The sequence below is a fragment of the Mycolicibacterium arabiense genome (genome assembly GCF_010731815.2).
In the GTDB taxonomy this organism is placed as follows: Bacteria; Actinomycetota; Actinomycetes; order Mycobacteriales; family Mycobacteriaceae; genus Mycobacterium; species Mycobacterium arabiense.
In genome coordinates this window covers 1784666-1811219 of sequence record NZ_AP022593.1, presented here as the reverse complement: position 1 = coordinate 1811219, position 26554 = coordinate 1784666, and the positions used below count along the sequence as shown (strand labels likewise).

The following is a 26554-nucleotide window of genomic DNA, read 5'->3' as shown; positions in this document are numbered from 1 at the left end:
GTTCGCCGGTCCTCGTAGGTCAGTTGGTGAGCGCGTGAGAAGCGGTGCGCGGGGCGGGGGACACTGCCACGTCCGGGGCGCTGGTGTGCACCAGCTCGTTGAGGATCGCGGCGTGACGAACTTTGTGACGCACCAACTCCGAGTGGAACTCGGGGCGGACCCAGCCGTTGTACATCACGGCCTCGGACTCGCCGGGCTCGATCTTGAAGTAGACCGGCCCTGCGACGCGGGCGATGTCGCCGGCCTCCCAGAGCCGGTTCATCCCGCCGAAGGACTCGAAGGTCTCGGCCCAGACGTCGAGCGGGACGTCGACCGAGTTCCGGATCGCGGCGAGCATCGGCCGGGACAGGTCGCCGACGGGGTTGACGCTGTCGGCGCCGAGATCCTGCAGGATCCGGATGGACGCCGGGTTCGCATGTCCCGCGTAGACCGAGATCTTGAACTTCGCATCGGCCGGGATGTGGCCGGCGTCGCGCGCTTTGTTGAGGATGTCGAGCACGCCCTCGTCCCAGACCAGCACGCCGCGAATGCCGGTCGAGAAGATCCTGAGGTAGTCGTCGAGCAGGTACCGGATGTTGTCGAGGCCGCGCACGCGCCGTCCTCCCGCCTGGCCCTCGGTGCTCAGTGCCTGACGGCCGAGGTCCCAGCCGGTGCGCGGGCCGGGCACCGCGATCAGCTCGATGGCGCGCTCCGCAGCCAGGGCGGCGACGTCGCTCAGTTCCTTGGTGGTCAGCAGTGTGGTGCCGCCGCCGAAGGCGATGACGCGGTGGATGAAGACGCCTTGCGCATCGGCTTCGTCCAGCATGGCCTCGAGAGTCGAGAGGCGTTCGACACCAGAGATTTCCAGTCGGTACTTCCCGCCGTCGCCGAACGCCTTCGCAGACGGGGTGAGGGCGTAGTCGTCGGCCGTCAACAGATCTTGTGAGGCCAGGATGCTGGCTCCATCGACCTTGGAGGTACGGCTTTCGGCTGCGGTGGGCATCGCGTCTCCTTCGAGGAACGGACTGCGCTGATCCGTTTTTCACTGAGTGATAACTAACTGCGCTGGATGAAATCTAAGATGCGCCGACCCGCCTGTCAACAGGAACGGACGAATCACTGGGTACTGGTAACCTTCACTGAGTGAAAACAGCATCGGTCTCGGAGAAGCCCTCGACCCTCATCGGCGTCGAGCGCACGGCGAGGATCCTCACCGCCGTGGCCGATTCCGAGGTGGGAAATCTGACCGAAATAGCAAGGCGCACAGAGCTGAACGAGGCGACCGTGCTGCGCTATCTAAACTCTCTGTCGTCGCTCGGCTACGTCGAACGCTTCAACGCCAACCAGTACCGGCTGGGCTGGGAGATCTTCCGACTCGGGCAACGGGCCTTCTCGAACCAGGTGCCCTCCGACGCGGTGGTCCCCACGATGGAGCGCCTGGTGAACGAGTTCAACGAGACGGTCAACTTCGCCGCGCACAAGGACCGCAACGTGGTCATCCTCGACGTGGTCGAAGGAAGGCGAGCGGTGAAGAAGGTCAGTGACGTCGGGCAGACCGACCCCTGGCACGCGTCTGCGTTGGGCAAGGCGCTGCTGGCGACCATGCCCGACAGCGTATGGCGCGACATCGTGGCCTCGGCCGGACTGCCGGAGTTGACCACGCACACGATCACGTCGATGAAGAAGATGGCGGCCGAGATCAAGGACATCCGGGAGCACGGCTTCGCCGTCGACCGGGAGGAGGCGGCCGAAGAACTGACGTGCGTGGCCGCGGCCGTGCCGACCTCCAACGGCGAACCCTCTCGGTACGCGCTGAGCATCAGCTTCCTGACCCACCGGCTGACCCCGGAGAACCTGGAACACGCCGGCACCCAGGTGATCGCAGCAGCACGCGAGATCGCGGCCAAACTCCCGTGACCGCGCGACTCGACGGCAAGTCCGTCGTAGTCACCGGCGCCACCTCGGGAATCGGCTGGACGACCGCGGTTCGACTGCACGCCGACGGCGCCTGCGTCGTGGCGACCGGCCGCGACGTCGACAGGGGGCGGGCGCTGGTCGAGGCATTGGGTGACCGCGCCCACTTCGTCGCCGCGGACCTCACCGACCCGGCCGCGGCCGACGAGGTGTTCGGCGCCTGCGTCGCGTCGTTCGGCGCCGTCGACGGAGTGGTGAACAACGCGGCGCTCGACCACACCGGACCGCTCGGGGCCGTCTCGATGGACGACGTGCGAAAGGTGTTCGAGGTCAACGCGTTCGGCACCATCGCGATGACACGGGCCGCGGTACTGGCCATGCCTCGGGACGGCGGGTCGATCGTCAACGTGACGTCCCGGCTGGCCTATGCGGGAGTGCCGGAGATGGCCGTCTACGCGGCGTCCAAGGGCGCAGTGCACGCCTTCACGCTCTCGGCTGCCGTGGAGCTCGCTCCGAGGGGCATCCGGGTCAACGAGGTGGCGCCGGGGATGACGGCGACTCCGCTCTACGACGCCTGGCTCTCGGGCTCCGAGGACCCCGAACGGACCGCGCGCGACGTGGTCTCGCGAATACCGTTGGGGCGCGTCGCCGTACCCGAGGACGTCGCGGCGGCCGTCGTGTACCTGCTCTCGGACGACGCCGCGTACGTCACGGGGACGACGATCAACGTCGACGGCGGTTACACCGCCCAGTAGCCACGACGCGAGGCGTTACGTCGGCATTCCCCTTGCGTCGCATGGTGCGTCGTGGCCGTCGTCGATGAGCTGCAGCGTCACCCGCATTTGAGCGGGCTCGATGCTGCCCGACCAGTCGTCGTAGGGATGGTCGAGGAACCCCACGACGAGCATTGCCGACGTCACGAGGGCCGAGACGAACGCAATGGGCAACGCCTGGACCACGGCACCCTCGCGGCGGTCGGCCTGCACGCACATGTAGGTGAGGATGGAGGTCGCGCCGATGCCGAGGACGATCCATAGCGGCATCGGCACCGAGGGTGCGGCCTCGGCGGCGCGGGCACGGCGGCCGTCGCGCCGCTGCGCCTGCTGGTCGAACCACTGGCTGTACGCTGCCTCCTGCTTAGCATTGGTCGGAGTGATCGCCGCGAAGTCCGTCACCATCGTGTCGACCCAGCCCTGCACCGCAGCGGAGGATTCCCCGCGCTCCATCGCGGGCCACTCGTCGGCGACCACGGCGCGCGAATAGCAGATCAGGCCACCGTGCAGGCGCGTGCCGTCGTGCCCCTCGAGGACGTCTGCCACGTTGTGCAGTTCGGTGACGGAGATGGCCTCCATGGTGCCGCCGTCGCGGGCGCGCTGATAGTTCTGCAGCGCGTAGAAGATGGTGAAGGCAAGCAGCACCGCAAACATCGTGCCGATCACCGTGAGAGCACCTGCGGCCCGGGTGCTGTCGAGGAACCAACCAGGGTCCGGTGCGCGACGCCGCGCCAACAGCTTCACGACGACCGCAGTCGTCACTACGACGACGAGGATCGCCGCTGCCAACAGTGTGAGCATGAAGATCCCGTCGGAAAATGCGGTGACCGCTGCGAGCACCGCTCGCCCATTGTGGGGCCACGCGCCCGCGCACGACGAGAAACCGATCATTCACGATCGAGATCGCCTCGGTGGCGCCGAGCACACCGTCCTGAGCTGGCCTTTCCTTGCCCGGCGGTTTGGCTGCCCCCGGTTGCGGGCATCTCGCCCCCGACGACCAACTGTTGCCACACAGCAGCGAAAGGGGCCTTGATGCCGAATCAATCCAGCACCACGGCGAAGATCATGTACAGACCGTTCGGCTTGGCCGGTTCTCTGCTCGGCGGTGTGATTGCGACCGCCATATTCAAGCAGATTTGGCAGAGGGCGGCGCCGGGCCCCAAGGCGGATCCGCCGGGTCCGCTGGAGACCGAGTATCCGTTGCGCCAGATCCTGATCGCCGCTGCGATCCAGGGCGCCATATTCGGAGTGGTCAAGACCGTCATCGACCGCCAAGGCGCCCGGATGTTCCAGCGGGCAACCGGCGAGTGGCCAGGTAGCTGATCCGCGGCCCGCGATGAGTCCAGGGCGCCCCGCGGGTCCAACTCCCGACAGAGACTGTTCACTCTGATAGGGAGCATCGCATGGGCCTCATCCACATCGAAGTGTTCGCAACCCTCGACCTCGTCGGGCAGGCGCCAGGGGGGCCCGACGAGGACCCGATCGGTTTCTCGTTCGGCGGGTGGCAGGCACCCCTGATCGACGAGGTCGCCGGTGCCCAGGTCGATACTGCCTACGAGGGCACGGATGCGCTCCTGCTGGGCAGGCGCACCTACGACATCTTCGCGGCCTTCTGGCCCGAACGGGACGACGAGTTCGCCACGCTCTTCAATGCCATTCCGAAGTACGTCGCCTCGCGCGGGCGACCCCAGCTGTCCTGGGCCGGATCGACTCAGCTCAGACCCGATCTGGCCGGCGCAGTGCGGGAGATCCGCGACCGGCACGAGCACGTGACCGTCGTCGGCAGCCTGAACCTGGTCCAGACTCTGCTGCGCGAGCAGCTGTTCGACCGCCTCGATCTGTGGGTGCATCCGATCGTGCTCGGAGTCGGGAAGAAGCTGTTCGACGACGGCGCGGTGCCCACCAATCTGGCGCTGCTCGAGCCGCCGGCGGCCAGCCCGAAGGGCACCGTGTTCCTGCGATACGGGCTCGCCGGTGGCACTCCCGAGACGGGCGACATGGCCGCGCCCGATCGCGGCGTCGGCAACTGACGCCGATCGCGCTCGGTCGCGGGCACACTGGTGCGAGACCCGCTGACAGGAACGAGGCACCAGCCATGACCGCACCGCTACCCGACACCGCGCTGGAACTGCGTTCGCTGGTGACGTCGCAGGGTGCGCTCGAACTCTCCCTGCAGGACGTAGCCGTTCCGACGCCCGGCGCCGACGAGGTGCTGGTACGGGTCGAGGCGGCGCCGATCAATCCGTCGGACCTGGGCCTGCTCGTCGCAGGCGCGGACATGACCACGGCGAAGGTCGCGGGCACGCCCGAGCGTCCCGTCGTGACGGCGCCACTGGGCGCGGGCGCGCTGAAGGGCCTGTCCGCCCGCGTCGACGAGTCGCTTCCCGTGGGCAACGAGGGTGCCGGCACCGTCGTGGCCGCGGGATCGTCCCCGGCCGCCCAAGCGCTCCTCGGCAGGACGGTTGGCGTGGCGGGCGGCGCGATGTACAGCCAGTACCGCGTGGTCAGCGCCGCGTCGTGTCTCGTTCTGCCTGAAGGTACCTCGGCCAGGGACGGCGCATCCTCCTTCGTGAATCCGATGACCGCCCTCGGGATGGTGGAGACCATGCGCCGCGAGGGCCACTCGGCGCTGGTGCACACCGCGGCCGCGTCGAACCTCGGCCAGATGCTCGTCAAGCTGTGCGCCAAGGACGGGGTGCCGCTGGTCAACGTCGTCCGCAAGGCCGAGCAGGAGGACCTGCTGCGCGGGCTCGGGGCAACGCACGTCTGCAACACGTCGTCGCCGTCCTTCGCGACCGATCTCGTCGAGGCGCTCAAGGCGACGTCGGCGACGCTCGCCTTCGACGCCACGGGCGGAGGAACGCTGGCCAGCGACATCCTCAACGCGATGGAGGAGGCGATCAACGCAACGGCGGCGGAGTACTCCCGCTACGGATCGGCAGTCCACAAGCAGGTATACGTCTACGGCGGCCTCGACACGGGCCCCACGGTGCTCACCCGGAACTTCGGCATGGCATGGGGTTTGGGCGGATGGCTGCTCACCCCGTTCCTGCAGACGGCGGGCGCCGCAACGATCGGCCGGCTCCGCGCCCGGGTGGGCGAGGAACTCACCACCACGTTCGCCAGCACCTACACCCGTGAGGTGTCACTGGCCGGGATGCTCGCACCCGAGGCGTTCACCGCCTACGTCAAGCGTGCGACGGGGGAGAAGTTCCTCGTGACGCCGCACTCGACCCCCTAGTCAGTACGCCAACTGGTTCACCGCGCTGCCGAAGACGCGCGGCAGGGCCGTCGCGGCGGGCACGAGGCGCGAGCGGATCGACGGATGCGCGCTCGCCCGCACCAAACCCTCGGTCAGCAGCCGGTATCGCCGAGTGAGCGAGCGCCACTGGCGGTCGTAGTCGCTCGTCCGGTCGGCCACGACGCAGTCCACCGCGAGTTCGGCGGCCCCGAAGGCGAGCCCCATGCCCTCCCCGGTCAGTGCGTCGACGTACCCGGCGGCATCACCGACCAGTAGCACCCGACCCGCCACTCGCGTACTGGCGTTCTGGCGCAACGGCCCGGCAGCACGATCGGGCCCGTGCGGGTGACCCTCCACCCGAGCCCGGAGTTCCCCGAATGCCTCGAAGTGCCGTTCGAATCCGCCTCGGCCGGAGGACAGGACGGCGATCCCGACGGTGTCGTCGGCCACCGGTGTCACGTACGCCTCGGCATCCGGTGTCCAGTGCACCTCCACCGAGTCGGTCCACGGGCTGATCTGGACGTGCCTCCGGATACCCCAGCGGCGTGGCCCCCGCGACGGGCGAGTCAGGCCGAGCGCCTTCCGGATGGGGGAGTGCAGACCGTCGGCGGCTACGAGGTATCGGGCCCGAAGTCCGCCTGCCCGAACGCCTTCGGCGTCCTGGGTCACTCCGTCGACGTCGCCGAGGATGAACTTGACCCCGGCGGTGCGGGCAGCGTCCGACATCGCCGCGTGCAACGCGGTCCTGCGGACGCCGCGGCCCGCACCCGCGCGGAACGCGGCGTCCACCCGCTTGCTGCCCGCCACGTAGCTGATGCCGCGCAGCGGCCGCCCCTCGACGGTGATTCCGAGGCGCTCGAGGTGGGCGAGGGTGTGGGGCATCATGCCTTCGCCGCACGCCTTGTCCAGCGTTCCGGGTCTGCGTTCGACGATCACCGTCTCGAGGCCGGCGCGGACTCCGTACATCGCGGTGGCCAAGCCCGCGGGACCGCCGCCGACGACCATGAGGTCGATCACCGGCTCCTGCCCCGGTCACTTCGCTCCTGCCCGCCGCCCAGACTCGCGAGCGCGGCGTTCTCCACCTCGATGCGCGTACGCAGCAGGATCGCGTTGAGCACCGTGAACACGATGGCGGTCAGCCACGCGGAATGCACCAGCGGCAGTGCTGCGCCCTCGACGATGACCGCGACGTAGTTCGGGTGCGGGATCCAGCGGTAGGGGCCACCGGTCACCCGTTCGGCACCCGGGACCACGACCACGCGGGTGTTCCACTGTGGGCCGAGAGTCGTTATGCACCACCACCGCAGCACCTGCGCCGCGAGGACCACGGCCAGCATCGGCCATCCCAGTGCGGGCAGGAACGGACGGTCCAGCAGGATCGGTTCGAGCACGCAGCCGACGAGCAGGGCGACGTGCAGCGCGACCATCGCGGGGTAGTGCCCGAGGCCGTACTCGGTGCCACCGCGAGCGGTGGTCCACGCCAGATTGCGCTTGGACACCACCAGTTCCGCCAGGCGTTCGACCGTGATCACGGCAATGAGGGCGAGATACCAGGACATCGGATCAGCTCCCCTCAGCGCCAGCGCAGCAGGACGAGTTCGGAGCAGAACCCCGGGCCCATCGCCATCATCAGGCCGGGAGTTCCCGCCGGTGGACGCTTGGCAATCGTGTCGCGCAGGACGTGCAGCACGGAGGCGGACGACAGGTTGCCCACCTCGGCCAACGATCGCCACGTGAGTTCGAGTGCGTCGTCGGGCAATCCGAGCGTGGAGGTGATCGCCTCGATGACCTTCGGTCCGCCGGGATGGCTCACCCAGGCGCCGATGTCGCCGACCTCGAGGTCGTGGCTCGCGAGGAATCCGGTGACGTCGTCGCCGAGGTACTGCTCGACCACCCGTGGCACGTCGGGGGACAGCACGAGGCGGAAGCCGCTGGAGTCGACGTCCCAACCCATGGTGCGCTGCGAGTCGGGGTAGAGGTGGCTGCGCGAGTCCAGCACCTCGGGTCCGGCGGCGTCCATCCCCTCGGCGCGCCGGTCGCCGACCACCACCACCGCGGCCGCGCCGTCGCCGAACAGGCTCGAGCCGACGACGGTGGCCATCGACGGGTCGGTCTTCGGCACCAGCGAGCACAGTTCGACCGCGAGCAGGACCGCCACGTCGTCGGGGGCGCCGCGCAGGTGGTCGTGCACGCGGGCAATGCCGGCAGCCCCTGCGACGCAGCCCAACCCGAACATCGGGATGCGCTTGACGTCGGGGCGCAGACCGATGATGCCTGCGATGCGTGCATCAAGCGTCGGCACGGCCAGGCCGGTGACCGTGGTCGTGTAGATGACGTCGACGTCGGCGGGGGTCAGCCCCGCATCGTCCAGGGCGCCCAGCACCGCGGCGCACCCCAGCTCCACCGCGTGCTCGATGAACACGTCGTTGGCCCGACCGAAGTCGTTCAGGCTCGCGTAGTCTCCCAGTGGCAGGACCATGTGCCTGCTGTCGACCTTCGCGCTTCGATGCAGCTTGCGGATCGCGTCGGCGTGATCCGCGTAGCCGGGCATCGCGAGCAACGCCTCGGTCACCTCGTCCTGGGTGTAGCGGCGTGGTGGCAATTCCCCTCGCACACTTGCTATGACGCTCATCGATCACTCCTCATCTGGGTCGAGACACATGACTGCAGTTCGCTCACGTCGTCGTGAGCTCGACTTCCGGACCCGTGGTCGAGGCCGAAGTTCGCGTGTATTCGGGTGAGCCACTGCGGTGCCCACCAGTTCCAGCCGCCCATCAGGTGCATGAACGCCGGCATCAGCGCCATCCGGATCAAGGTGGCGTCGGCGAGCACCGCCAGCGTCAGGCCAAGCCCGAACATCCGCATGAACGAGACCTCGGCGGCGATCAGCGCTGCGAACGAGATCGACATGACGACTGCTGCGGCGGTGACGACGCGTCCGGTGCGGGCGATCCCGAGGGCGACGCTCTCGTCATTGCGTAGTCGGGCAGAGCCGTTCCCCGCGCCGGACATCCAGAACTCGCGTATCCGGGAGACCAGGAACACCTCGTAGTCCATGGACAGACCGAAGGCGATGCAGAACAGCAGTACCGGGATGTTCGCCACCAGCGTTCCGGTGGTCGTCGTGCCGAGCCCACCGAGATGACCGTCCTGGAAGATCCACACCATCGCACCGAACGCCGCGGTCAGCGACAAAACGTTGAGCAACAACGCCTTTAGCGGGATGGCGAGGCTGCCCGTCAGCAGGAACAGCAGGACGAACATCACCAGGGCAATGAGGCCGAGGACCACGGGGAGCCGAGAGGTGATGGCGTGCACGCTGTCACTGTTGACCTGTGCGGTGCCGGTCAGGAGGACGTCACGCCCGCCTGGCCCGCTCACGTCGTGGATGCGGTCGAGCTGGTGCTGCGAGTCGTCCGAGAACAGTGGCGCGGTGCTGGCCACCGTGAGGTAGGCACTGCTGTCGACCACCGTGGGCGCCGAGACACCGGCGACCAGTGGAACGCTCGAGACGTCTGCTGCGTACCGGCTGAAGTCCGCGGCACCGAGCCCGGTGCTGTCGGGAACGACGACGGTGACGGCAGTCGCGGAATCGTTGGCGAACTCGTCGCGTAGTCGATCCCCGACCTGGTGTGCCGACGCGTCTCGCGGCAGCACGCGGTCGTCCGGGAAGCCCCACTCGACTCCGAGGAACGGCGCGCCGAGAACCAGCATCAGCGTCACCACGGCCAGCCCGACCGGCACGGCACGCCGCATGACGGCCTTGGTCCAGCGGTACAGGAACGTGGCCTCGACCGGTTGGGTCGGCCGGTGCCTGCCGAAAGCCGCCCGACCGCGCAACGGATCGAGCCGGTCCCCGAGAAGGACGATGGCCGCAGGCGTGACGAGCAGCGCGGCTGCGGCGGCGAAGGCGACGGTCGCCACGCCGGCATAGGCGAACGACTTCAAGAAGTGCATCGGGAACAGCGCCATCATCGCCATCGACAGCGCGACGATGGAGGCCGAGAAGATCACCGTTCGCCCGGCGGTCGTCATCGTCGTGACCAGGGCGTGGTCGCGACACGCCCCATCCGACAACTCATCCCGGTAGCGGCTGACCAGCAGCAGGGTGTAGTCGATCGCCAGCGCCAAACCGAGTGCGGCACTGAGGTTGAGCGCGAAGATGCTCACGTCGGTGAACAGGGTCACCCCGCGCAGCACCGCCAGCGCTCCGATGACCGCCATTGCGCCGACGGCGACCGGAACCGCGGCGGCCAGCAGGCCGCCGAACACCCAGACCAGCACGGCGAAGGACAGCGGTATCGCCAGTGACTCCATCAGCAGCAGGTCACGCTGGGACTGCTCGGTGATCTGAGCGTTGACCATCGCTGCTCCGCCTGCGCGCACCGTCACGCCGTCGCCGTCGCGTGCCAGCCGGTCGGCGAGTTCCTTGGCGTGCTTGGGGGAATCGCTCTCGCCGCCGGTGATCCCGGCGACGACGAGCCCGGCGCGCTGGTCGGTGCTGACCATGCCTGCGGCGACGGATGGAGGCGACGTCCAGGCGGAGCCGACGGTTGCGACGTGTTCCGATCGCGACAACTCGTCGACGATGCGGCCGGCCGTGGCCTCGGCGGCCGGGCTGCGGTACCCGTCCGGTGAACCGACGACCAAGAGCAGTTGGGCATCGCCGTGGTCGAACTTCTCGACCAGCATCCGGGAGGCCGTTGCCGACTCCGACGCCGGATCCTCGAAACCGCACGCACACAGGCTCTTGGCGACCGGAACCCCGAAGATGCCCGCGGCCACGGTGATCATCGCCGCGATCGCCAGGAACCGCCGAGGAGTGGAGATCGCGAGTTCGGCGACCCGTTGCAGGAACGGCCTTCGAATCCTATTGTGCGTGGTCATGATTCGTCGCCAGGATCACTGGCCGCCGCGTCGCGATCGGCCGTCGAACCCTTCTCGGTCTCGGGTCGACTTGGCTCGTGCGGACGGGGCTGGCTCGCAGCCTCCGTGCCGGGCTGATGGGCGTCGTGTTCGGTCTTCGGCGTCATCGTCTCATTCGGTGCATCGTCTGCCGGCGCGTCTGCGATCGGTTGGGTGCCGGTCTCGGCGGGGACGTCGTCGTCGATGTCGGCGTCGTCCTCCACGACGACGTCGCTCGGTGTGACCGTGACGGGACCCGCTGTCTCCGGCGCTGCGGAGGGGTCGAGTGTAGGCACCACGGCCTCGTCCGTGGGGGCCTCCGTATCGACGGAATGCAACACGTCCGTTTGGAGTTCGGTCTGCGGTGCGGTCTGGGTGTCGTGGGAGGCCAGCGCGGTCGCGGGCACGCCGGCAGGGTCGGGCAGCGCACCGCCGGTGCCGGTGCCGTTCGCGATGCCGATTGCGCCGTCGAGGGCCGCGTCGAATCCGGCGTTCGCGACGTCCAGCACGGTGCCGACCGCTGCGGAACCGACGTTGAACACGGTTACGGCCGGCGAGATCGCAAGAGCGCGAACCGCTCCGATGAGCGCCTCGACGACCGCATTGCCCGAGGCGGTACCCAGCTGAGTGAGCAAAGCACTCAGTCCGGTGACCGCGTTGTTGAACTGGAAAGTCACTTCGTGCAGCGCGATCCCCGCGATCGCGAACCCGGCGTCCCCGATGGTTCGCACGGCAGTGAGACCGTTGGCGGCGAGCAGCCGACCGCTCGTGACGCCGGCGGTGATCAGTCCGATGCTGCTCGCAAGCGACAGCGGGTCGTTCGCGAGGTTCAGCAGCGCGACCGAGACGTTTCGCAGTGACGCCGTCAGCGCAGTGGTGAGCAGTTCGCCGACCTGTGCCGTCGTGGTCGTGATGACGGGGTTGATCCGGCCGAGATTCTCCGAGAGCATGGCGAACGCGTCGACCGAGAGTGTCTTCAGAATGGTCAGCGACGCGACGATGGTCTGGTTGCTCGTCGAATCGATCAGGCGGGAGAAGACGGTGTCGATCAGCGTCACCACGTTGTCGACGACGCCGATCAGGTTCTGGCCCGGGACACCTGCCAGTTCTGCGGCCCCGGCGGTGGAGCGGGTGAGGACGGCTTGCATGCCTGCGAAGAACGTCTCGAGATCCGCTGCGGATACGGCCAACCGGACGTCGGGCATCGAGACGGTCGGTGCTGCGGCGATGGGAATGCTCACCGCCGGGCCGGGGATGACCAGTGGGGTGAAGGCGAGTGCGCTTGCTGCGGTCAGTGCGACCCCGGCGGTGACGAACGAGCGGGCTGAGAATTCCATCGAGCGACCCCTGGGCTATGTCAACGAGTGATGACTTAGCACGCTATGCGGCGCGGAACGCCGTGTCAACAGTTGGTGACTTAACGGCTCGTCGGGGGTCGCGGAGGCGTCACTCTGCCGTCGTCGGTACCGCCGTGGTCGCAGGTGGCGTGCGCGGCATGGCGAGGACGGCCACGGCAGTCGCCACGGCTACCACCAGCACGCCGATGAAGACGGCGGCCGACCCGGACTGGACGACCGCAGGCCCCAGTGAGTTCAGGTCTCCGGAGCCGAAGATCGAGTTGGCGATGGCGCCGAAGACCGCGACTCCCACCGCGCTGCCGAGCGACCGGGCGAACATGTTGTTTCCGGTCACCATGCCGCGCTCATCCCAGTCGACGCTCGACTGTGCGGCGATCAGCGTCGGTACTGCGAGTAGCCCCATGCCGGCGCCGATCACGAAGCACACGACTGCTACGCCTGCGACGTTCGGCCGGTGCGCCAACGCCGCGAGCCCGGACGCCCCCGTGATCACCAGCGAAGCGCCGACCACCGCAGTGCGCTTGAACCCCCATCGCAGATAGAGCTTGCCTGCGATCGCCGCGGTGGCGGGCCAACCGATGGTCAGCGCCGCCAAGGCGAGACCGGCGACGATGGGCTGGACTCGCAGTGATCCCTCGAGGTACGTCGGGACGTAGGACGTCAGCCCCATCAGGATGGCGCCCACTCCGAACGCGACGATGGTGGTCGCGCAGAGCAGGCGGCGCGAGAACACCCACATCGGCAGAATCGGCTCCGGAGCGCGGCGTTCGACCACGAAGAAGATCGCCAGCAGCACAGCGCCCGTCGTGAAGGCGCCGATGCTCGGCGCGGAGGTCCACGCCCACGTCTGGCCGCCGCCCAGAACTGCCAGCACCAGTGAGGTCATGGCCGCCGCCAGGAGTACTGCGCCGAGGACGTCGACGCTGCGGTCCTTTCGCGTCACGTCTTCGTGGAAGTGGCGGTTGAACATCCACGCCGCGAGCAGGCACAGCGGGATGTTGATCAGGAAGACGCCGCGCCAGATGCCCAGTTGCGAGAAGGCTCCACCCAGCATCGGCCCGACGACCGACGAGACGGCCCACACACTCGCCAGGTAGCCCTGCACCCGCGCTCGCTCGGCGACCGTGTAGACGTCACCGACGATGGTCAAGGCCGTCGGTTGCACTGCACCGGCACCGATACCCTGAATGGCTCGAAAGATGATCAGCGCGAGCATGTTCCACGCTGCGGCGCACAACACGGAACCCAACAGGAACACCCCGATCCCCACCAGGAGGATCGACTTGCGGCCGAACACGTCGGACAGCTTCGCGTAGATCGGGGTGGTCACCGCCTGTCCCAGCAGATACGCCGAGAACAGCCAGGGGAATTGGTTGAAGCCCCCCAGTTCACCGACGATCGAGGGCACGGCAGTCGCCAGCACCGTGGCGTCGATGGCGACCAGACCGGTGCTCAGCATGACCGATATCAGGACGGGTCCGCGCTCGGAGCGAAATCCGACTGCGGCTGTCGAGGTCGACGTCACCGCCGTGCGACCCGGGCGTCGTTTGGGGTATTCCGGTGACGCCTCGAAGTCGTGAGCACTGAACCGAATCTACGCCCCGCGGATGCGCCGCTTTCTGTCAGTCGGCTGTGGGAACGCCGCACCGCGGAATGACCCGGTCCGTGTGGGTCGTTGACTCGTAGGTGGCCGTGGCACATCGCCAAGGTCTCACTCGGCAAAGGACTCCCATGCACTTCACAGCCTCCCACCTGGCCCCGCTGTTCGTGGCGGCGGCTGCGGCGGCCGTTCTCGCAGCGCCCACGGCAGCCGCGTCTCCGCTCACGTGTACCGACATCGGATCGGCTACCCAATGCGTCTCGCCAGGCAACAGCCAGATCACTGCAGTCGCTCCGCACGTTCAACCCCAACCTCAGATCATCATCATTCATCGCAATCACCGCTGAGAACCACGCTGCCGGTCCGCAGGCGATGCCATCGTCGTTGTGCGGCAATCAGTCTCGAATCGGACTAGCCGCTGCCATCGGGCTGATCGTTGTTCTTCTGCGCGCCCCAGCCGTGCACGCGGTCGACTTCGATCAGGGCACTGACTCGCAGGCGGTTCCGGTCGGGATACTCCTTGCCCTGGTAGTGCTCGGACAGCGCGTCGATGTCGGCCAGGCCGTCGTCGTCGTAGATCTCCGTCACGTGACCGATCACGGTCACGTGGGTGTACCAATCGTTCTCGTCGATCACGGTGAGTGAGACCCGCGGATCCCTGCGCATGTGATTCAGGCGCTTCCGGCCGACGTCCATGTTGACCAGGATGCGATCGTCTCGGAACAGGTACCAGGTGGCAGCGGACACGGGCTGGCCGTCGCGTCGGGTGGTGCAGATGACGGCAGGATTGGGTTTGGCGAGCATCTTCTTGGCGTCGTCGGTCAGTGACGATGACATGGGCATCTCCAGGGTCGGGATCGGGTCCATGCAGGGATGCCCTTCCTGACGATTTTCAAGCCGCGCACGACGAGGGTGGATCCGGCGGCCGTGGTAGACCGGATGTGGTGACGAAGGGGTCAGAACACCGCACTCGGGCGTCGGAGGACGCCGTCGGCGAACTCACGCCCGAGCAGAAGGCAGCGCTCGGGGGCGGGGCGTCCTTCTGGCGGACCAAGGCGGTAGCGGGCGTCTCGGCGGTGGCGATGTCCGATGGGCCACACGGCGTCCGCTTCCAGGCCGAGGCCGGTGACCACCTCGGACTGGGCGGCAGCGTTCCGGCTACCTGCTTCCCACCGGCCGTCGGTCTGGCGCAGAGTTGGGATCCCGAACTGGCCCGGCGCGTCGGCGCGGCGCTCGCCGACGAGGCGCAGGCCGTCGGGCTGGGTGTGCTGCTCGGGCCCGGCATCAACATCAAGCGGGACCCGCGGTGCGGCCGCAACTTCGAGTACTTCAGCGAGGACCCGTACCTTTCCGGGAGGCTCGCCATCGAGTGGGTTCGCGGACTGCAATCGGGCGGAGTCGGCGCGTCCCTCAAGCACTTCGCGGTCAACAATCAGGAGCACGACCGCATGCGCACCAGCGCCGAGGTGGACCAGCGCACGCTGCGAGAGATCTATCTCCGCGCGTTCGAACGAGTCGTGCGCGATGCCGAACCGTGGACCGTCATGTGCTCCTACAACCGGATCAACGGCGTGTACGCCTCGCAGAACCGCTGGCTGCTCACCGACGTGCTGCGCGACACGTGGGGCTTCGACGGTCTGGTGGTGAGCGACTGGGGCGCGGTGGCCGACCGGGTCGCAGCCGTCGCGGCAGGCCTCGACCTGCAGATGCCGGGCGATACCGCCGCCGACGACGCCGCGGTCGTCACCGCGGCGTCCGATGGCCGACTCGACGCATCGGCGGTCGATCGAGCGGCGCGGGCCGTGGCCCGGCTGTCGGCACGGGTGGACGCCGGACGGCGCGACGTCACCGTCGATGCCGATGCGCATCACGCGCTGGCCCGGGAGGCGGCAGGCCGCAGCATCGTCCTGCTCAAGAACGAGAACGACCTGCTGCCTCTCGACACGCGGCGGTCGGTGGCCGTCATTGGCGCGTTCGCCGAAGACCCGCGCTATCAGGGCGGCGGCAGTTCGCACGTGACTCCGACGCGGGTGGACTCGCCGCTCGAGGAGATCCGGGCGGCCGTCGACGGCGAGGTGACCTTCGCCCGCGGCTTCGACACGGGCGGCATGGCCGACGCTGGCGCGTTGCGTGCCGAGGCGGTCCGCACGGCAGCGGCCGCCGATGTCGCCGTCGTCTTCGCCGGCCTCGCCGCCAGTCAGGAGTCCGAAGGGTTCGACCGCGACGACATCGACGTGCCCGGCGATCAGCTGGCTCTCCTGGAGGAAGTGGTTGCGGCGCAATCCAACACCGTCGTGGTCGTGTCCGCCGGAGGCGTGTTGCGACTCGCACCGGTGCACGCTTCAGCGCGCGCAATCCTGGGCGGCGCACTGCTCGGGCAGGCGGGCGGCGGTGCGATCGCCGACGTGCTTACCGGTGCGGTGAACCCGTCGGGCCGCGTGGCGGAGACCTTCCCGCTGCGACTGGAGGACGCTCCCAGTTATCCGCACTTCCCCGGCGAGCACTCGCGCGTACGCTACGGGGAAGGCATCTTCGTGGGGTACCGGGGGTACGACGTCCGCGGGCAGGACGTGCTCTACCCGTTCGGGCATGGCCTGTCCTACACGTCCTTCGGCTATGACGGACTCGACCTGGCAGTCGATGGCGAGGGGATCCTCGCCCGGGTCACCGTGACGAATACCGGGGAGCGCGCCGGCCGAGAAGTGGTGCAGCTCTACGCGTCCGTGGCCACGTCGACGGTCAGCCGTGCGCCGCGCGAACTCGTCGGATTCGGGTCCGTCGACCTCGAACCCGGTGCGAGCACGGTCATCTCGGTGCGTATCGAGCGCCGCGACCTCGCGTACTGGGATGACCGGCTGAACCGGTGGGTCGTGGAGGGTGGCACCTACCGCATCGAAGCGGGCGCGTCGAGTCGCGACCTCAGGCTCGGGGAGGACGTCGAGATGGACGGCGACGACGGACGGCTGCCGTTCACACTCGAATCCACCCTCGGCGAGCTGATGTCGGATCCCGTTGGCGCTCAGGCACTCGGCGAAGCGTTCGCATCGTTCGCGCCGGCAGGCGACGGTGGAGGCGAGGCGCTCGGCGTCGACATGCTGCGCATGGCCGCGTCGATTCCCATCGGCCGGATGGTCAGAGGCTTCGGTGCGGGAAGCGGTGTCGGGGCCGCCGAGGTTCAGGCGCTGCTGGATTCGATCAACGCCCGTAATTCGGCGGGGGACTAGGTCGGTAGCGGCCCGGTCAGCTTCGACGGCCGGCACAGTAGCGTCACTGCGATGGTCAGGGCGGCCGCGACGGCGAACCCCGCCTGGACGTTGATCAGGTCCGCGGCGCCGCCGAGGACGAGGGCGGCGATCGGCCGGGAGCCCACGAATCCGACGAGCCACAGGGCCATGATGCGGCCGCGTAGTTCCTCGGGTGCACGCTCCTGCACCACGGTGCTCAGACCCGTCATGGCCCACCCGAAACCGAGGCCGGCGAGGGCGAATCCGGCCAACGCGATCCCGGTGACGGTGCCCACCGCGAGCACCGCGGAACCGACTGCGAGAACGCCGAGTCCTATCGACGAGACCCAGGCAGACGCGACCCGCCCACCCATCAGCGCCAGGCTGGCCATGCCCACGGCCGCGCCGACGCCGAAGACCGCCGACAGCGTTCCGACGAGGCGGCTGTCGCCGCCGAGGGCATCGGCGAGCGAGGGCGCCAGCGTGATCGACGGGTCCGAGGCGATGCCCACCGTGGCCACGGCGAGCAGCGCCAGCAGCAGCGGGCGGTCGTGCCAGACGTACTTGACGGCGGCGCGCACGCGGTAGTCGGTGCCGGAGCGCCTCTTCGGCGGTGCGGGGAAGCGCACGGCGACGATGAAGAGGGCGAAGATCAGGTGCAGCGCGGCCGCCGCGGCGAACGCGGCGCTCGAGCCCAGGTGTGCCGCGAGATAGGCGCCGGCGGCGGGACCCACGATGCGGCCGATGGTCATCGGAATGCTGTTCAGCGCCATGGCGGTCGACAGCTCACCGTCGCGAATGATGTTCGGGACGATCGACTGCATGGCCGGACCGCCCACGACGAAACCGAGTCCCACGAGCAACGATCCGATGAGGACCGGAACGGCCACCGCGAGCCCCAGAAGCCCGGGGTCGGCGAACAGCCACGCTGCCACCAACCCCGACCCGAGGACGCACAGCACTCTGCCCAGCAGGATCTGTCGTGCGGGGTTGCCGGTGTCCGCCCACTTGCCGCTGGTGGGCGTCAGGATCAGCTGCGGGCCGAACTGGACGACCCCGACCAGGCCGACCATCAGGGCCGAACGCGTCGCGTCATAGATGACGATGGCCGCGACGATGCCGTGCGTCCACACCGCGACGACCGCGAACATCTTTCCCCAGAACAGCGCACCAAACACGGGATCGAACATCAGTCCCAGAGCGTTGCGAGGGCGCTGGGTCGATACGGCCTCCGCGGTCATGAGGACACCGCAAACCCGTGCTTCGGAGTCAGCCCGGGGATCGGGGTCGAAGGGCACGGCACCAAATATGCATAGCACACCCATGTTTCTCGAGGCGCCCAGCGGCGTGCGGAGAGGGGCTCACTCCTCGACCCACTCGAGCAGGTCGCCTGGCTGGCACTCGAGCACCCGGCACATGGCCTCCAGCGTGCTGAAGCGGATCGCCTTGGCCCGGCCGTTCTTGAGCACCGCCACGTTCGCCGGCGTCAGCCCGATCCGATCGGCGAACTCGCCGACGCTCATCTTCCGCCTTGCCAACTGCACGTCGATGCGCACGACGACGGGCATCAGATCACCGCATCCATGTCGGTGCGTAGCGCGGTGGCCTGGCGCAGCAGGGCCCGCATGACCACCATCAGCGATCCGAGGACGGCACCGCCGACCAGCAGCAGGAACATCAGCAGCGGCGTCCCGGGGTCGGTCGCATGGAAGCCGACGTAGAGGAATGCGCCGAGGAACGTCACCCATCCGGCTGCGATCGCCCAGATGATCACGTCCACCCACACCAGCGATGCCGGCGTGAAGATGCGGTCGCTCTTGACCATCGTGAGCAGCCTCCAGATGCAGACGAGCACCACCTGGACGCACAGCACCCAGAAGACCGAGACCACCGTCAAGGGCCACCGGAGGTGCGCCTGGTCCGGCGACTCCTGGGCCATGTGCGCGAACTGGCCTGGCAGCGACATGACTTGAAGCAGCAGCAGGACCGCGAACAGCACGACGAGGAAGGTCCTCAGGGCAGGCACGGCCCAACGCTCGAGTGGCATGCATCAAGACTCAATCGATATCTATCGATTGTCAATAGGCGGTCGGCGACCTGAGCGGCCGCGCGTCGACTCAGTCGTCGATGCGGAAGCCGACCTTGAGGGTCACCTGAAAGTGTGCGACCGCACCGTCGGAGATCTCACCGCGCACCGAAGCGACCTCGAACCAGTCCAGGTTCCGCGTGGTCTGGGCGGCTCGGCCGATGCCGTTGCGGATCGCGGTGTCGATGCCCTCGGGCGACGTGCCGACGATCTCGATGACGCGGTAGGTGTGCTCGCTCATCGGTTCTCCCTTCGCGGCCGTCGGGCGGCCGGACGCTGCTGTCGTGTGTCGATCGAGTCGACCACGTCCACGTCGGTCACGCCGCGGTTCTGCTCGGGTGAATTCCAGATCGTGACTTCGCCGCTAGACGTCGGAACTCTCGCGCCACAGATCGATGCCGGAATCGGATGCGTAGCGGTCGATCTCGCTGAGTTCCTCCGCCGTGAAGTCCAAGTTGTCCAGCGCGCCGAGGTTCTCCTCGAGCTGGGCGACGCTCGACGCGCCGACCAGGGTGGAGGCCACCGTGGGGTCGCGCAGCACCCACGCCAGCGCGAGCTGGGCCAGCGACTGACCGCGGCGCTCGGCAATGCCCGCGAGTCCCCGGAGTCGTTCGAGGACCTCGTCGGTCACCAGCTCGTCGTCGAACGTCGGTCGCGCCGTCGCGCGGTCGACGTCACCCGCGGGCCGCTGCAGATAGCGGTCGGTCAGCAGGCCCTGCGCCAGCGCGGTGAACGCAATGGCCCCCATGCCTGCGTTTCCGAGTTCGGCGGTCAGATCGCCTTCGATCCATCGGTTCAGCAGCGAGTACGACGGTTGGTGGATGACCAGCGGGGTGCCCAGACGGCGTGCGATGGCCGCGGCCTCGGACGTCTTGGCTGCCGAGTACGACGAAATGCCAACGTAGCGAGCCTTTCCCGCGCGCACGGCGGTGTCCAGTGCGCCGATCGTCTCCTCCAGCGGCGTGACCGGGTCGATGCGGTGGGAGTAGAAGACGTCGACGTAGTCGAGACCGAGCCGGTCCAGCGAGGCGTCGAGGCTCGCCAAGAGGTAGGCCCTGCCACCGAGCTGGCCATAGGGCCCCGGCCACATGTCCCAGCCCGCCTTGGTGGAGATGATCAGTTCGTTGCGGTAGGGCTTGAAGTCCCGGCGCAGCATCCGGCCGAAGTTCTCCTCGGCAGAGCCATACGGTGGGCCGTAGTTGTTGGCGAGGTCGAAGTGCGTGATCCCGCGATCGAAGGCGTAGCGCAACACTTCTCGTTGCCCGTCGAAGGGGCGGTTGTCGCCGAAGTTGTACCAGAGACCGAGCGATATCGCCGGGAGCAGTAGCCCGGACGTCCCGACCCGTCGGTACGGCATCGCGGCATAGCGTTCCCGCGCCGCTACCCAGGGGTCGTTGGTGAAGGGGACGTCGGAGATCGCCAGATCGTCGGTCATCACCCCATCGTAGGGACCGTCACCCATCGATGAGGGTCATGTCGCGGAGTCAGGCGTCGGCGGGGGTGAAGGCCGGGATCGGGCGCACCGTCTTCAGCATCACGACCGGGATGCGGCGCGTCGTCGACGTCTGGTAGCCGAGGTACGGCGGGTACAGGTGGGTCATGTACGTCCACACGGCGTGACGCTCTTCGTCCTCGGGCTCACGCCACGTTGCCTCGAACGCCTGCGTGGCGATCTGAACGCCGATGGTCTCGCTGTCCTGGATGTTCAGGTACCACTGCGGATGGTCGTCCGCGCCACCCTTGGAGGCCACGATGACGATCTCACCGGCGACGTTGCCGTAAATCAACGGCTTGACGTGCACCCGCCCGGACTTGCGCCCCACGCACTTGATCAGGCAATGGGTGGTCAGTGCGTGGCCGCCCACGGAGCTGAGATCGAGGACGTGACCCTGAGCGCCGCCCGATTCCAGGTAGCTCCGAAGGTGTTCATCCGCCCACTCGCCTCGGGCTGCTCGGATCGATGCGGCGTCTGCGTCGGCCATTCGTCATTCCTCCCGGCTTGATGTTGGGCGACCTCGACCGTACGTGGCGGCGCGAGGAGCGGTCAGGGGGTCTCGGTGAACGCCACGACCGGGATCGTGCGCTTGCCCGCCAGCCGTTCGTACTGGGCGTAGGACGGGATGAAGGTGGTCGCAAGGCCCCACAGCCGGTTCCGCTCGGAGCCCGAGATCTCCTGGGCGAGGAACTCGCCGGTGTATCCGCCCGCGGAGATGGTGACCCGGGGGTGCGCCAGGACGTTGTAGTACCAGGACGGATGTCGCGAGCTGCCGTAGTTGGACGCGATGACGATGGCCCGTCCGCCGTCGGTGAAGTAGGTCAGGGGAGTGGTCCGTCGCTGACCCGTCTTCGCTCCGGTGCTGACGAGCAGCAGTTCGGGCGTCACCATCGCCGTCGACAGCTTGCCCTTGCTCAGGCGGAGCAACTGGCGGTCGACGCGCGGCGCCACCCGCCGGGCCAGCCAGCGGCCGGGCTTGTTGCCCGTCACCCGGGCGCCGTGGCGAAGCAGTGGCGATCCGGCCGTCGGGTCGACCTCGGGTATGCCCATGCGGAAATGCTATTTGACCGCCGAGGTGGGTTGCAGCCAGGCACTGCCCTGCTCGCGGTCGAGCACGGTCAGGCTCTTGTTCTTCAGCGCGAAGACGTAGACCAGCAGGCTGATGCTGATGATCACCGTCACGTAGAAGATGAACCAGCCGATGTTGTCGCCAGACTTGGCGCCCTGGTACAGCAGCGGTGCCGTGCCGCCGAACGCCGAATTGGCAAGGGCGTAGCCCAATCCGACGCCCAAGGCGCGGATCTCGGCGGGGAACAGCTCGGCCTTGACGATGGCGTTGACCGACGTGTACCCGGTCAGGATCACGTACCCGACGGCGGTCAAGGCGAACGCCATCAGCGGCGACTCGGTCTGCGGGAGATAGGTGAGCAGCACGTAGGTGTACAGCACGCCACCGATGCCAAAGAACACCAGCAGCGGCTTGCGGCCCACCCGGTCGCTGAGCAGGCCACCGATGGGCTGCAACAGCATCAGGAAGATCAGCCCCGCCAGGTTGATCCACGTACCCGTCAGCGCTTGGTCCTTGCCGAACGTCGACTTCACGATCGCGGGCGCATTGATCGTGTACGTGTAGAACGCGACGGTGCCGCCCGCGGTGATGAGGAAGACCAGCAGCAGCGGCCGCCAGTGCGTAGTGAACAGCGCCTTGAGCGAACCGGCCGACTGGTCCTTGCCCTCGCGGATGGCCTCGAGGTGCGCATCGCTCAGCGATTCGTCCATCGAGCGTCGCATCCACAACACCACCAGCGCGGAGATGCCGCCGATGAAGAAGCCGATGCGCCATCCCCAGTCGCTGACGGCGTCGACGTCGAGCACGCTGAGCGCGATGAGCAGGGTGAACTGCGCGAGGACGTGGCCACCGACCAGCGTCACGTACTGGAACGAGGAGAGGAAGCCGCGCCGGTTCGCGGTGGCCGCCTCGGACATGTAGGTCGCCGACGTGCCGTACTCACCGCCCGTCGCAAAGCCCTGCAACAGGCGGGCGAGGATCAGGATGACCGCGGCCCACCAGCCGATGACCTCCCTGGTGGGCATGATTGCGACGAGGAACGAACACGACGACATGATCGTGATGCTGAGCATCAGCGCGGCCTTTCGGCCACGGCGGTCGGCGTAGCGGCCGAAGAACCACGAGCCCACCGGCCGCATCAGGAAGGTGACCGCGAAGATCGCGTAGATGTACAGCGTGGAGTTCTCGTCGTCTTGGTCGAAGAACTGCGCCTCGAAGTACGTCGCGAACACGGTGTAGACGTAGACGTCGTACCACTCGACGAGGTTGCCCGCCGAACCCCTGACGGTGTTCAGGACCGCCCGACGGGTGCTGGTCGGCGCGCGGGTGGGACCGGTCGGGACGGGTGACGTCCTATCGCTCATCCGGGCACGGTAACCGAAGCCCTGCCCGTCGTGGGTGTGAACCGCGGCTGCCCGGTGAGTCTGGTGAGGCAACCGAACGTCACTCCGATCGTCAGCCACATCAGCGCTTGTGCGATCAGCGAATACAGCCGGAACTCGGCGAGCAGTTCACCGGGGAAGCCGGGCAGCACGAGCCCGTCGGGTCCGGCGAGCGGCTCGGGCACTTCGTTGAACGCGGGCAGCAAGATCATGGCGCCGACCATCACCGCGAGGTAGCCGCCGACTGCGACGACCGACGCCGCCCAGCCACCCCATCGGCGTGACATCGCCAGTCCTACCGCCAGTGCGATGCCCGCACACACCACTGAGACCACGACGATGGTGAGGAAGCTCGAGGTACGCGCGGCCGCGGTGTCGTCCAGTCCGACACCGGGCGGATTCGCGGGGTACTTGACACCCGGTATCGCCGCGATGGCCACGAACATGCCCGCGGCGACCAGTAGGGCCAAACCGGCGGGATGGATCGTGAGCCCGCGTCGAGCCACGACCGAACGCACCACGGCGTAGGTGACCGCGAACAGAACGCCCATCACGACGGCGAAGACCGTGATCCCCACCGCGGCGCCGACGTTCGATTGAACGGTGCGGCTGAAGAGTTCGTGACCATGGTCATGGCCGGTGCCGAGGAGTTCACCCTCGACGTGTGCGCGCTGCGCCTCGTACTCCACCGCTTGGCCGATCAGCGGTTCGATCAACAGCCTGCTGAAGGCGAAACCGACGATGCCGGCGACGATGCCGGGCAGCAGGTACCGGGCAGCGGACGTCGTCGTACTCAGTGACACGGGAAGCCGAGCAGATGGCGTGCGTCGTGGAGGAATTCGTGCACGTGGGTGTCGGCGCCGAACACCGAGACCGCGCCTTGGTCGAAGCCGACGAAGTAGTAGGCGATCAGCGCAAGCATCGTGACTGCCGCCAAACGGCCGGCAACCGCGGCGGACGCTGCCGCCGCTCCCAGGTCGACGCGGGGGAGATCGAGGGCGGGGTTGAGATTCGTCATCGGTAGGGTCCTCACTTCGGAGCAGCTGAATTAGTGGTCGTGGTCGTGGTCGTGGTCGTGGTCGTGCGCGGCGGGCAGCGCGTGGTCGCCGGCGTCGGTGAGCAGCGGTGCGGTCAGCAACTGGTGCCGATCGACGACGTCCTCGAGCGCCGCCACCCAGTGATCGAAGTACTCCCATTCATTGCGCTCGGTCTCGGGCGTTGCCTCCCAATCACCGATCGTCGCGATCAGGCTCTCCTGGAATTCGCTCCACGAGTAGTGCCGGAACTCCGAAAGCGCCAGCGCCAAACCGAAGGCGCGGCGCTGCCATTCGTGTTCGAACTGAGGTGCGGCCTGGTCGGTCGTGCAGGTCTCGTGCAGCTTCACGACGTCGACCCCGCAGCCGCGACGCCGATCATCGATTCCGTCGTCACGAGATCCATCAGCATCTCGTCGGTGAAGTCCTCGGTGCCCGCAGGACGTTCTGGAATGACGAACCACCGGGAGTGGCCGCTGGAATCCCACACCTTGATCTCCGTGTCGGCCGGGAGTTCGAGGCCGACCTCGGCGAGCACCTTGCGCGGTTCGCGGGCCGCGCGCGAACGGAAGACGGGGTCTTTGTACCAGTACGGCGGCAGGCCGAGGACCGGCCAGGGGAAGCACGAGCACAACGTGCAGATCACCAAATTGTGCACGCCAGGGGAGTTGGCGACCGCCTGCAGGTGCTCGCCTTCGGCTCCGGCCATGCCGTCGGGCAGGTCGAGTTCGGCGATCGCCGCAGGCGTGTCGACCACGACCTTGGCGGCGAAATCGGGATCGGTCCACGCCTTCAGCACGATCTTCTTGCCGTTGAGCGGTGTCATCTCGGTCTCGAAGTAGGCCAGCACCTTGTCCACGGTCTGCGGCGTGATCACACCCTTCTCGATCAGCAGTGACTCCAGCGCAGCGACCTTTTTGGCGCTAACCTCCTCGCGGTCGGGCGGGTAGGCGAATTGGTCGGTCATGACTGCTCCTCCGTCAGTGGTTCCAGATAGGCCTCGAAGAGTTCGGCGTAGAGGGCGAGCGGCCCCTCTTCGGCGCGCGCGCCCCAGATGTCGGTCGGTTCGAACGCCACGATGTAGATCGGCATGGGATCGCCGATGCCGTCACCCGTGTGGCAGAAGTAGGCGTAGTCGCCTTCGAAGACCCGTTCCACCATTCCGACATGGCCGCGCAGGTAGCCCGGTAGCCGGCTGTGGGCGTCGGCGGGGACGTTGGCGATGCGGACCGCGGAGCCGACCGCGAACTTCGGGTGCGCAACGTCGCGTCTCGGGCTGTCGCCCAATCGCAGATAGGCGATGACCTGATCGTCGATGCCCGCGTCACCCTCGTCACCCGATGGCGGTGTGAAGTCGGCGATCCGTTCGGCGAGTTCCTCTTCGGTGATGTACCCCTTGTCGAGGAAGAACTGGGTGATCCCGCCCAGCCACTTCTCGTAATAGCGGTACTTGAAGTAGTCGAACGGGTTCATGGCCTCGGCGCCGGTGCGCAGATCGGCCCATGTCCATTCGTCCTTCAACGCGGTCGGCACGTCGTCGATGGGGTAGGGCGGCACGGCGGAGCCAAGATGGTTGGACAGACCCATCATCGCGACGTGGACGCCGAAGATGCGCTTCTCCCAGTCTTCGATGAAGACCCGCTTCTCCAAGGTCAAGGGTTCCGGCAGGCCCTCGAGCCCGCCGAGGTAGTGCTGCAGTTTCATGATGCCGAGCTTCCTTCTGTCGTCGGGGTATCCGCATGTGCCGAGGGTCGATCGGTTCGCTTGGTCATGACGGTGGCCGCGTACTCGGAGAGCAAGCCGAAAGATGCCCCGAGAGCGCAGGCCACCGCGGCGACCAGACCGGGGTGAGAGATGGTCGTGATCGTCACGTCGTTTCCGGTACCCGCCACGGTGGACACCGTGGACGCGAATCCGACGACGACGGCGGGCGTCGTCGACAGCAGAGGCACCCACGACGCCTGCACCATCACCGCGCTTCCGACGCCGACGGCGACCGCGGTCGCCAACAAGCTCCCTCCCATCAGATGCGCCGCGTAGAGACTGGCCGAGGCGATCACGACGCCGACGAGGTTCGACGCCACCGAACGGCCCCACCCCGCAACGCCACCACCGACGAAGAAGAACGATGCCCAGGCCAGGAATACGACCCAGATGGGCACCGTGATCATCGTTGCGGTCAGCGCAACGGCCAGCCCGCCGAGGACGCCGATACTCAGCGTCAGGGCAAATCGAGAGTCCACGAGAACCACCTTCGGGGTAGCTGTAGGAGGAGAGATGCAGTCGTGCAACCTGATTCGCTGCGACGACGAAGCGATGACTGATCTGCTCCAAGGTTCGCGGCCAGAGGTTGCGCTGGGGTTACGCTGCGGTTTCCTCGGCCGTCGGGAACGGACAGAAAGCGCGCAGTTCCGGACGTCCGCGGTGGCGATGATCCTTGGCTGCCGAGGTGCTCCAGCGTTGCAGCGCAACGTGTCTTGAGATTCCAGCGCGG

Annotated in this window: 29 protein-coding genes; 6 read left to right on the top strand and 23 right to left on the bottom strand. The window is 67.7% G+C overall.

Features of this window, described 5'->3' with window-relative positions:
- Positions 1–19: 19 nt before the first annotated feature.
- Positions 20–982 carry a hypothetical protein gene (locus G6N61_RS10395; protein WP_163918454.1) on the bottom strand — a complete coding sequence of 321 codons (963 nt, stop codon included), beginning with the start codon at positions 980–982 and terminating at the stop codon, positions 20–22.
- A gap of 140 nt (positions 983–1122) precedes the next feature.
- On the opposite strand from G6N61_RS10395, the gene G6N61_RS10390 reads away from it, so the two are divergent.
- Both G6N61_RS10390 and G6N61_RS10385 read left to right on the top strand, forming a co-directional pair.
- Positions 1123–1896 (top strand): IclR family transcriptional regulator, encoded by a 774-nt coding sequence (locus tag G6N61_RS10390; RefSeq protein ID WP_163918453.1) that lies wholly within the window; start codon positions 1123–1125, stop codon positions 1894–1896.
- Positions 1893–2648, top strand: a complete 756-nt coding sequence (locus G6N61_RS10385; RefSeq protein ID WP_163918452.1) for an SDR family NAD(P)-dependent oxidoreductase — start codon at positions 1893–1895, stop codon at positions 2646–2648. Before G6N61_RS10390 ends, G6N61_RS10385 begins: the two co-directional genes overlap by 4 nt.
- Before the next feature lie 15 nt (positions 2649–2663).
- Here the strand turns inward: G6N61_RS10385 and G6N61_RS10380 are convergent, their stop codons facing one another.
- Complete coding sequence (locus tag G6N61_RS10380; protein WP_163918451.1) at positions 2664–3467, bottom strand: bestrophin-like domain; 804 nt, start codon at positions 3465–3467, stop codon at positions 2664–2666.
- Between the two features lie 231 nt (positions 3468–3698).
- On the opposite strand from G6N61_RS10380, the gene G6N61_RS10375 reads away from it, so the two are divergent.
- From G6N61_RS10375 to G6N61_RS10365, 3 genes are all read left to right on the top strand, one after another.
- Entirely contained in the window at positions 3699–3989 is a 291-nt protein-coding gene (locus tag G6N61_RS10375; protein WP_163918450.1) for a DUF4235 domain-containing protein, read from the top strand.
- A gap of 80 nt (positions 3990–4069) precedes the next feature.
- The gene (locus G6N61_RS10370) at positions 4070–4696 is read left to right on the top strand and encodes a dihydrofolate reductase family protein (RefSeq protein WP_163918449.1); all 627 of its coding nucleotides are present in this window, start codon (positions 4070–4072) and stop codon (positions 4694–4696) included.
- Positions 4697–4761: 65 nt separating this feature from the next.
- Positions 4762–5907, top strand: a complete 1146-nt coding sequence (locus tag G6N61_RS10365; RefSeq protein WP_163918448.1) for a zinc-binding dehydrogenase — start codon at positions 4762–4764, stop codon at positions 5905–5907.
- Here the strand turns inward: G6N61_RS10365 and G6N61_RS10360 are convergent, their stop codons facing one another.
- From G6N61_RS10360 to G6N61_RS10330, 7 genes are all read right to left on the bottom strand, one after another.
- A complete protein-coding gene (locus G6N61_RS10360) occupies positions 5908–6924 on the bottom strand; it encodes an NAD(P)/FAD-dependent oxidoreductase (RefSeq protein WP_163918447.1) in 1017 nt (338 codons plus the stop codon).
- Positions 6921–7466 (bottom strand): isoprenylcysteine carboxyl methyltransferase family protein, encoded by a 546-nt coding sequence (locus G6N61_RS10355; RefSeq protein WP_163918446.1) that lies wholly within the window; start codon positions 7464–7466, stop codon positions 6921–6923. Before G6N61_RS10355 ends, G6N61_RS10360 begins: the two co-directional genes overlap by 4 nt.
- Positions 7467–7480: 14 nt before the next feature.
- Positions 7481–8539, bottom strand: a complete 1059-nt coding sequence (locus G6N61_RS10350; RefSeq protein WP_163918445.1) for a type III polyketide synthase — start codon at positions 8537–8539, stop codon at positions 7481–7483.
- Positions 8536–10794 (bottom strand): MMPL family transporter, encoded by a 2259-nt coding sequence (locus G6N61_RS10345; protein WP_179973601.1) that lies wholly within the window; start codon positions 10792–10794, stop codon positions 8536–8538. Before G6N61_RS10345 ends, G6N61_RS10350 begins: the two co-directional genes overlap by 4 nt.
- The gene (locus G6N61_RS10340) at positions 10791–12149 is read right to left on the bottom strand and encodes a hypothetical protein (protein ID WP_163918444.1); all 1359 of its coding nucleotides are present in this window, start codon (positions 12147–12149) and stop codon (positions 10791–10793) included. Before G6N61_RS10340 ends, G6N61_RS10345 begins: the two co-directional genes overlap by 4 nt.
- Before the next feature lie 109 nt (positions 12150–12258).
- Complete coding sequence (locus G6N61_RS10335; protein ID WP_163918443.1) at positions 12259–13629, bottom strand: MFS transporter; 1371 nt, start codon at positions 13627–13629, stop codon at positions 12259–12261.
- Positions 13630–14181: 552 nt separating this feature from the next.
- On the bottom strand, positions 14182–14607 hold the full coding sequence (locus tag G6N61_RS10330) for a PPOX class F420-dependent oxidoreductase (protein ID WP_163918442.1): 426 nt from the start codon (positions 14605–14607) through the stop codon (positions 14182–14184).
- A gap of 107 nt (positions 14608–14714) precedes the next feature.
- Here G6N61_RS10330 and G6N61_RS10325 point away from each other — a divergent pair, with 107 nt between their 5' ends.
- The gene (locus G6N61_RS10325; RefSeq protein ID WP_235887474.1) at positions 14715–16994 is read left to right on the top strand and encodes a glycoside hydrolase family 3 C-terminal domain-containing protein; all 2280 of its coding nucleotides are present in this window, start codon (positions 14715–14717) and stop codon (positions 16992–16994) included.
- Here the strand turns inward: G6N61_RS10325 and G6N61_RS10320 are convergent.
- The 14 genes from G6N61_RS10320 to G6N61_RS10255 form a co-directional block, all read right to left on the bottom strand.
- On the bottom strand, positions 16991–18235 hold the full coding sequence (locus G6N61_RS10320) for an MFS transporter (protein ID WP_163918440.1): 1245 nt from the start codon (positions 18233–18235) through the stop codon (positions 16991–16993). The two genes, G6N61_RS10325 and G6N61_RS10320, sit on opposite strands and share 4 nt — an antisense overlap.
- Positions 18236–18355: 120 nt before the next feature.
- Positions 18356–18562: a helix-turn-helix domain-containing protein gene (locus G6N61_RS10315; RefSeq protein WP_163918439.1), complete on the bottom strand. Its 207-nt coding sequence runs from the start codon at positions 18560–18562 to the stop codon at positions 18356–18358.
- Positions 18562–19041 (bottom strand): DUF2975 domain-containing protein, encoded by a 480-nt coding sequence (locus tag G6N61_RS10310; protein WP_163918438.1) that lies wholly within the window; start codon positions 19039–19041, stop codon positions 18562–18564. Before G6N61_RS10310 ends, G6N61_RS10315 begins: the two co-directional genes overlap by 1 nt.
- A gap of 70 nt (positions 19042–19111) precedes the next feature.
- Positions 19112–19321 carry a dodecin gene (locus G6N61_RS10305; protein ID WP_163918437.1) on the bottom strand — a complete coding sequence of 70 codons (210 nt, stop codon included), beginning with the start codon at positions 19319–19321 and terminating at the stop codon, positions 19112–19114.
- A gap of 123 nt (positions 19322–19444) precedes the next feature.
- The gene (locus G6N61_RS10300; RefSeq protein ID WP_163918436.1) at positions 19445–20515 is read right to left on the bottom strand and encodes an aldo/keto reductase; all 1071 of its coding nucleotides are present in this window, start codon (positions 20513–20515) and stop codon (positions 19445–19447) included.
- 49 nt (positions 20516–20564) lie between these two features.
- Positions 20565–21062, bottom strand: a complete 498-nt coding sequence (locus G6N61_RS10295) for a nitroreductase/quinone reductase family protein (RefSeq protein WP_163918435.1) — start codon at positions 21060–21062, stop codon at positions 20565–20567.
- Between the two features lie 62 nt (positions 21063–21124).
- The gene (locus tag G6N61_RS10290) at positions 21125–21625 is read right to left on the bottom strand and encodes a nitroreductase/quinone reductase family protein (RefSeq protein WP_163918434.1); all 501 of its coding nucleotides are present in this window, start codon (positions 21623–21625) and stop codon (positions 21125–21127) included.
- 9 nt (positions 21626–21634) lie between these two features.
- The gene (locus tag G6N61_RS10285) at positions 21635–23008 is read right to left on the bottom strand and encodes an MFS transporter (protein ID WP_163918433.1); all 1374 of its coding nucleotides are present in this window, start codon (positions 23006–23008) and stop codon (positions 21635–21637) included.
- On the bottom strand, positions 23005–23829 hold the full coding sequence (locus G6N61_RS10280; RefSeq protein ID WP_163918432.1) for a CbtA family protein: 825 nt from the start codon (positions 23827–23829) through the stop codon (positions 23005–23007). The genes G6N61_RS10285 and G6N61_RS10280 overlap by 4 nt, the downstream gene beginning before the upstream one ends.
- Positions 23820–24044, bottom strand: coding sequence for a CbtB domain-containing protein (locus G6N61_RS10275; RefSeq protein ID WP_163918431.1), 225 nt, complete (start codon positions 24042–24044; stop codon positions 23820–23822). The genes G6N61_RS10280 and G6N61_RS10275 overlap by 10 nt, the downstream gene beginning before the upstream one ends.
- Before the next feature lie 30 nt (positions 24045–24074).
- A complete protein-coding gene (locus G6N61_RS10270) occupies positions 24075–24410 on the bottom strand; it encodes a nitrile hydratase accessory protein (protein WP_163918430.1) in 336 nt (111 codons plus the stop codon).
- On the bottom strand, positions 24407–25027 hold the full coding sequence (nthA, locus tag G6N61_RS10265) for a nitrile hydratase subunit alpha (RefSeq protein ID WP_163918429.1): 621 nt from the start codon (positions 25025–25027) through the stop codon (positions 24407–24409). Before nthA ends, G6N61_RS10270 begins: the two co-directional genes overlap by 4 nt.
- The gene (gene nthB, locus G6N61_RS10260; RefSeq protein WP_163918428.1) at positions 25024–25764 is read right to left on the bottom strand and encodes a nitrile hydratase subunit beta; all 741 of its coding nucleotides are present in this window, start codon (positions 25762–25764) and stop codon (positions 25024–25026) included. The genes nthA and nthB overlap by 4 nt, the downstream gene beginning before the upstream one ends.
- Complete coding sequence (locus G6N61_RS10255; protein ID WP_163918427.1) at positions 25761–26303, bottom strand: DUF1097 domain-containing protein; 543 nt, start codon at positions 26301–26303, stop codon at positions 25761–25763. The genes nthB and G6N61_RS10255 overlap by 4 nt, the downstream gene beginning before the upstream one ends.
- Positions 26304–26554: the final 251 nt, after the last annotated feature.